Below are 6,000 nucleotides of genomic sequence, written 5' to 3' on the forward strand. Positions count from 1 at the left end.
CTCGTCGGATCGGCCGGGGCGTCCCGCTGATTCCCTTTTCTGAGGAAGGCGCGCCGTGGCGTTTCGCGACGGACCGTTCGAGAACATCAAGGTGCCGCTGGTCTGGACCGCGGCCCTCACGGTCGTGCTCGCCGCGATCGGCTGCGTCCTGCTGCTGATCAGCGACGCCCGCGCCCAGTCGTCGCCCTATCAGCCGGTCCGTTCCGGGGTGGAGGCCGTCGCCGGCCCGGTCGGCGGCGTCTTCGCCGCGCCGGTGCGCTGGTTCGGCCACGCCTCGGACTATGTCGGCGGCTATTTCTTCGCCGTGTCGGAAAACCGCCGGCTCAAGCGCGAACTGGCCGATCTCCAGCCGTGGCGCGACCAGGCCATCGCCCTCAAGAACGTCAACGCCCGCTACGAGGCGATGCTGGGCATCCGGCCCGAGCCGCCCGTGGCCATGCAGACCGCGCGCTCGATCTCCGACTCGCGCGGCCCCTTCTCCAGGGCCCGCCTGATCGACGCCGGCTCGGCCAAGGGCGTCAGGATCGGCAATCCGGTGATCAACGAGCACGGCCTGGTCGGGCGCATCGTCGGGACCTCGCCGGGCGTCAGCCGCATGCTGCTGCTGACCGACGTGGCCAGCCGCACCCCGGTGCTGGTCGATCGCACCGACGCCCGCGCCCTCCTGACCGGCGACGGCAGCGACAATCCGCGGCTGGAGTTCGTGCGCGGGGTGGGCTCGGTCCAGGCCGGCGACCGCATCCTGTCCTCCGGCGACGGCGGCGGCTTCCCGCGCGGCGTGCCGATCGGCGTGGCGGCGAAGGGGATCGACGGGACCTGGCGGGTCAAGCTGTTCAGCGACCGCGGCGCCATCGACTATGTCCGCGTCATGCTGTTGGAGGACTTCGGCCAGCTGATCGGCCCCGACGACCTCGACGCGCCCCCGCTGGCCGCCCTGGGCGCCCTGCCGGAGGCCACCGCGGCCCAGGCGGCGGCCATCGCCGATTCCGCCGCCCGCCGCGACGCCGCCCGGGCCCGCAACGAACAGACGCGGTCCGACGCCGCCGCGGCCGCCGCGGCGACGCCCTCGCCGCCGGCTCCCGAACCCGCCGCTCCTCCGCCGGGAGGGACCGAATGAGACGGCCGGTCGCGGTCCGTGTCGTCGGACCGGTGCAGTGGATCGTCATTCCGGCCCTGGTCACTATCGCCGTCACCATCGTCCTGGCCACGCCGGTCGAACTGTTCGGCCTGAACCTGCCCGAGCCGGTCATCCCCATGGTCCTGGCCTTCGCCTGGCCGCTGATCCGGCCCTCGGTCGTGGCCCCGCTGGTGCTGACCCTGCTGGGCCTGAGCCTGGACATCCTCACCTACGGGCCCCTGGGCTTGTGGGCCCTGGCCCTGCTGGCCATCTATGCGGTGGTGCTGGCCTCGCGCAGCTTCCTGATCGGTCAGGACACGGCGGTGCTGTTCGTCTGGTACGCCGCCTGCTGCGGCCTGGCCTTCCTGGTGGCGTACCTCGTCGTCACCCTGATCGCCCGCAATCCGCCCAGTCTGCTGGCCCTGATCGGCCAGGTCGTGCCCACCCTGCTGCTGTTCCCGTTCGCCGACCGGATGATCGAGCGGTTCGAGGACGGCGACGTGAGGTTCCGATGAGTTCGGAACCGTCGATCTTCTTCTCCGACGTCAACGAGCGGCAGGGCTCCTTCCTGCGCCGGACCTTCGTCCTCGGCGGCCTGACCGCCCTCGGCGGCCTGGCCCTGACCGGCCGCCTGGCCCAGCTGCAGGTCATCCAGGCCGGCCAGTACGCCACCATGGCGTCGAACAACCAGTTCAACTTCCGCCTCGTGCCCCCGCCGCGCGGCCGCATCCTCGATCGCGACGGCGTGGTCATCGCCGGCAACCGGCCCAGTTTCCGGGTTCTCGTCGTGCGCGACGAGACCAAGGACCTGGATCAGACGCTGGATTTGCTGGGCCGCCTGCTGCCCGACACCATGGATCGGCGTCGCTCGATCATCCGCGAGGTCAACGCCGCGCCACGCTTCAGCCCCGTCCCGGTCAAGAGCGACCTGACCTGGGAGGAGTTCGCCAGGGTCAACCTCTACGCCAACGAACTGCCGGGCGTCATGGCTGACATGAACGAGGCGCGTTTCTACCCCTTCGGCGGCGCCTTCGCCCACGTCATCGGCTATGTCGCCAAGCCCAACGACCGCGACATCAAGGCGATCGAGGAGCGCGGCGAGAAGGTCCCGGAAATCCTCTACAACCCCGGCTTCCGCATCGGCCGCCAGGGGGTCGAGAAGTCGTTCGACGCCGACCTGCGCGGCGAGGCCGGGGGCAATCGCGTCGAGGTCGACGCGCGCGGCCGGGTGGTGGCCGAGGATATCGGCGGCTCCAGGCCCGCGGTGCCCGGCAAGGACGTGGTCCTGACCCTGGACGCCGACGTCCAGAACCGCGCGCTCGAGGTCTACGGCGAGGAATCCGGCGGCTGCGTGGTCATGGACGTCCGCAACGGCGACATCCTGTGCATGGTGTCGGCCCCGTCGTTCGACCCCAACATGTTCGTCGGCGGCGTGCCGTCCAGCATCTACAACGCCCTGCGCGACTACGAGCGCAAGCCGCTGCTGGACAAGGCGATCTACGGCACCTTCCCGCCCGGCTCGACCTTCAAGATGACCACCGCCCTGGCCCTGCTCGACGCCGGCGTCGATCCGACCGAGCGGGTCGTCTGCACCGGCGGCTATCGCTACGGCAACCGCACCTTCCGCTGCTGGCGCGCCGGCGGGCATGGCGCCATGGATATGCACAACGCCATCAAGAACTCGTGCGACACCTATTTCTACCACATGTGCAACCGGGCGGGCGTCGACCGGATCGCCCGGGTTGCGAAGGACCTGGGCTTCGGCCGGACCTATGAAATCGGCATCGGGGGCCAGTCGGACGGCACGGTTCCCAGCCAGGCCTGGAAGGCCGACTACGCCCGGCGCACGGGCCAGACCCATCCCGACGCCGGCAAATGGTACCCGGGCGAGACCCTGTCGGTCGCCATCGGCCAGGGCGCGCTGGAGGTCAGCGCCCTGCATCTGGCAGTGATGACGTCGCGCATCGCCAACGGGCGCAAGGCGATCCAGCCGCGGCTGGTCAGATCGGTCGGCGGCGAGGCGCGGGCCGCCGCCGCCGCCGCGCCGGACCTGCCGTTCAGCAAGGCACATCTGGATATCGTTCGCGGCGGCATGGCCGCGGTGGCCAATGACGTGACCGGCACCGCCTATCGCGCCTCCCAGCTCGGTCTCGGCGACATCCAGATGGCGGGCAAGACCGGCACGGCCCAGTCGCGCGACTACGGCTCGGGCTCGCGCGGTCCCCGCGACGCCGTCTGGACCCGCCGCGACCACGCCCTGTTCGTCGCCTTCGCTCCGCACGACGCGCCGCGCTACGCCATCGCCCTGATCATCCAGCATGCGCCGTCGGGCGGCGCCGCCGACGCCGCGCCCAAGGCGCGCGAGATCATGAAGACGGTCCTGCTCAAGGATCCCGACATGCGCGCCCGCATCGAACGCCCCCTGCCGCCGGAGGCCGTCGCCCCGCCCGGCGCCGACGAGGGCGAGGCCGGCGCCGCGCCCGGCGGAGAAGTCACCGGCGCCGCCGCCGCCGCGATCGCGCCGCCCGCGCCGCGTCCGGCTCCGACCGCGACCAGCGGCCCACGCCCCTATCTGTCGGAGCCGCCGCGATGACCGCCTCCGCCCTGACCCGTCCCGGCGAGAGGGACCGTCTGTCGACCAAGATCACCGAGCTGGACTGGCGGCTCGTCGGCCTGCTGTGCGTGGTCGCCATGGTCGGCGCGGCGATGCTCTATTCGATCGCGGGCGGGCAGTGGCAGCCCTGGGCCGTGAAGCATGTGATCCGCTTCGGGGCCTTGCTGGTGGTCATGCTGGCCATGGCGATGGTGCATCCGAAATGGTGGTTCCGCGCCGCCTATCCGCTGTACGGCGTCCTGCTCGTCCTCGTCCTGATGATCGAGTTCACCCCGCTGGGCTATGTCGCGGGCGGGGCCCGCAACTGGCTCAATCTCGGCTTCATCCGCATCCAGCCGGCCGAGTTCATCAAGCTGGGCCTCGTCCTGGCCCTGGCGCGCTGGTACCACAACCACACGGCCCAGGAAGCCCGCTGGTCGTGGAAGCTGCTGATCCCGGCGGCGATGGTCGGCGTCCCCTTCCTGCTCGTGGCCAAACAGCCCGACCTCGGCTCGGCCATGGTCATCGGCCTGACGGGGGCCGCGGTCATGTTCGTGGCCGGCCTCAGCTGGCGCGTCATCGCTGCCGGGGCCGCCGCGGCCGTCGCCGTCATCCCGCCCTTCGTCATGTTCGGCATGCACGAATACCAGCGCAACCGCGTGCTGACCTTCCTCAGCCCCGAGTCCGACCCGTCCGGCACGGGCTACAACATCATCCAGTCCAAGATCGCCCTCGGCTCGGGAGGCGTGCTCGGCAAGGGCTATGGGCTCGGCAGCCAGAGCCAGCTGGAGTTCCTGCCGGAACGGCACACGGACTTCATCTTCTCGACCGTCGCCGAGGAGTTCGGCTTCGTCGGCTCGTTCGCCGTCCTGGCCTGCTATGTCGCCATCATCCTGATCTCCCTGCGCATCGCCTCCCTCGCGCACAGCCATTTCGGCCGCATCGCCGCCGCGGGGATGACAGCCTTCTTCGCCCTGTTCGTGCTCATCAACGGCGCCATGGTGATGGGTCTGGCCCCGGTGGTGGGCGTGCCGATGCCCCTCCTGTCCTACGGGGGGTCGTCGATGATGACCGTGATGTTCGGCTTCGGCCTGGTGCTGTCGACGCGGGTGCACCGCTATGTCGAACTGCCCAAGGGCCACGGGCTGTTCTGATCCGGCGCTCGTGCGTTAGGGTTGGATGATGAGCAAGCCCAGCCCCGCCGCCGCCGCAACGCCGCCCGTCTTCGTGCCCGACTGGGACGACAAGCCGTGTCCGGAGCCGGTTCTGCCGGCCGCGACGCCGGAACGGACCGCCGCCCTGATGGACGGGGTCCGCATGCGCGAAAATCCGGCCGAATGGGCTTTCGTGCGCCTGTCCAAGCTGATCCAGGATTTCGAGCAGGGTCTCGACAAGGACGAGGAGGTCGGGGCCCGCATCGTCGGCCTGCCGGGCGACGGCACCATGTCGATCGACGACGTCGGCTTCTGGGGCCCGGACTTCATCATGTTCCTGGGCAAGAACGCGGACGGCAAGCCGGTGCGGCTGATCCAGCACTATGGCCAGATCAACGTCCTCCTCGACGTCCGCAAACGGCCCGGGGAACGCGAGGCCCGCCGCATCGGCTTCCAGCTCTCGGAACTGGTCCGCAAGACCAATCCGGAATAGGGCGCCGCTTTCCCTCTCCCGTCGGGGGAGGGCTTGAGCGCCGGCCGCCAACTTCTTGGCCTCGCCGGCTGCGCCCCTTCCGCTATCGTCATTCCGGGCGGACCCCGGCGAAAGCCGGGGGGAGACCCGGAACCCGGCGGCGCGCGAGAGCGCGAAGCTGTCGCGGACACGACCGGCAACCAGCGTGCGTGAACAGATCGCCTTCGGCCACGCTGGGTTCCGGGTCTGCGGCTCGCCGCGCTCGCCTTCGCCCGGAATGACGATAGCGACCATGACGCTGCTCCCTTCAATATAGTCGCGTTGAGCAAAAAATATCCTCGCTGATCAACGCCTTCCGCTTTTGAAGCGGGTTTTTCCCATCACCCCCTCCCGTCGGCCTTATCCTTCCGTCCATCCCGTCGCGGGGGAGGGCGTCTGGCGCCAGGGCCATCGCGTGCGGCGGGGTGCGATCGAGCGGGAAACGTCGTCCCGGAATCGTCGCCCGGACCCTTGCGCGGCTCACCCTGCGGCTTGTGGAATAACGGGGGCGTGGGGGCGGCGGACTGCCCGGGGGGTCGAAACCCCGGGGCCCGGGAGGCCTGGAAGCCTTCCGCCCGTCGCAGGCGTATGACGGACAGGGATGAATGCGGCGCAAAGGTCGGGG

The 6,000-nt window shown here is 70.2% G+C and carries 5 protein-coding genes; all 5 read left to right on the top strand.

The genetic code is table 11. The features are described 5' to 3' along the window. The first annotated feature begins 55 nt into the window (after positions 1-55). The 5 genes from mreC to Q8Q71_RS10085 are packed head-to-tail and all read left to right on the top strand — an operon-like array spanning position 56 to position 5,357. The gene (mreC, locus tag Q8Q71_RS10065) at positions 56-1,117 is read left to right on the top strand and encodes a rod shape-determining protein MreC (RefSeq protein ID WP_305759448.1); all 1,062 of its coding nucleotides are present in this window, start codon (positions 56-58) and stop codon (positions 1,115-1,117) included. Continuing rightward, entirely contained in the window at positions 1,114-1,632 is a 519-nt protein-coding gene (locus Q8Q71_RS10070; protein WP_305759449.1) for a hypothetical protein, read from the top strand. Before mreC ends, Q8Q71_RS10070 begins: the two co-directional genes overlap by 4 nt. Further along, positions 1,629-3,710: a penicillin-binding protein 2 gene (mrdA, locus tag Q8Q71_RS10075; protein WP_305759450.1), complete on the top strand. Its 2,082-nt coding sequence runs from the start codon at positions 1,629-1,631 to the stop codon at positions 3,708-3,710. The genes Q8Q71_RS10070 and mrdA overlap by 4 nt, the downstream gene beginning before the upstream one ends. Continuing rightward, positions 3,707-4,864 carry a rod shape-determining protein RodA gene (gene rodA, locus Q8Q71_RS10080; protein ID WP_305759451.1) on the top strand — a complete coding sequence of 386 codons (1,158 nt, stop codon included), beginning with the start codon at positions 3,707-3,709 and terminating at the stop codon, positions 4,862-4,864. The genes mrdA and rodA overlap by 4 nt, the downstream gene beginning before the upstream one ends. A gap of 28 nt (positions 4,865-4,892) precedes the next feature. Further along, positions 4,893-5,357, top strand: coding sequence for a DUF6173 family protein (locus Q8Q71_RS10085; protein WP_305759452.1), 465 nt, complete (start codon positions 4,893-4,895; stop codon positions 5,355-5,357). Positions 5,358-6,000: the final 643 nt, after the last annotated feature.

It is taken from the genome of Brevundimonas sp. (genome assembly GCF_030704825.1).
Lineage (GTDB): Bacteria > Pseudomonadota > Alphaproteobacteria > Caulobacterales > Caulobacteraceae > Brevundimonas.

Excerpts from the sequence above, each read along its gene's own strand:
- Q8Q71_RS10070 (WP_305759449.1), top strand. The coding sequence starts at position 1,114 with ATGAGACGGCCGGTCGCGGTCCGTGTCGTCGGACCGGTGCAGTGGATC.
- mrdA (WP_305759450.1), top strand. The coding sequence starts at position 1,629 with ATGAGTTCGGAACCGTCGATCTTCTTCTCCGACGTCAACGAGCGGCAG.
- rodA (WP_305759451.1), top strand. The coding sequence starts at position 3,707 with ATGACCGCCTCCGCCCTGACCCGTCCCGGCGAGAGGGACCGTCTGTCG.
- Q8Q71_RS10085 (WP_305759452.1), top strand. The coding sequence starts at position 4,893 with ATGAGCAAGCCCAGCCCCGCCGCCGCCGCAACGCCGCCCGTCTTCGTG.